This is a genomic window from Planktothrix sp. FACHB-1355 (genome assembly GCF_014748295.1).
GTDB lineage: Bacteria > Cyanobacteriota > Cyanobacteriia > Cyanobacteriales > Aerosakkonemataceae > Aerosakkonema > Aerosakkonema funiforme_A.
Map to the genome: position 1 here is coordinate 1 of NZ_JACJUP010001280.1, position 413 is coordinate 413.

At 38.5% G+C, this 413-nt stretch carries 1 protein-coding gene; it reads right to left on the minus strand.

The window, feature by feature from the left end; genetic code table 11:
- Nucleotides 1-319, minus strand: a 319-nt coding sequence (locus H6S82_RS31595; protein ID WP_206756925.1) for a hypothetical protein, incomplete at its 3' end; no start/stop codon positions are given.
- Nucleotides 320-413 lie beyond the last annotated feature (94 nt).

A 413-nucleotide genomic window follows, 5' to 3' on the forward strand; every position in this document is an offset into this window, starting at 1 on the left:
GTTGCTTTTGAATTGTTTTGATTTCTCGATAAAAAGATTGGAAACCTTCCAAGATCGGTAACATTGAGCTAGTGCGTTGCGAGAGCCGATCGAAATCCGATTCCGTGAAGCCATTGGGGTCAGCCGATTTTGGATTTTGGATTTGGGATTGTGGATTGCCTAATAAATCATTACTAGCTAAGTGGGGATATATTAATTTTTTGGTTAATTCGACAATGGCAACAAAATCTCCCCCTTCGTTCCACAGGGGAATAACATAAGTATTACAAATATGCTTATAATTATGTAAATCATTCCACCATTTTACATTTAATTGCATGGGTTTTCTTGATTGGCAAGCGATAATTTGTCCTGCTATCCCTTCCTCAGCAAGAAGAGTAATTACTGTGGGCATACCACCTCCATCTTCCAAA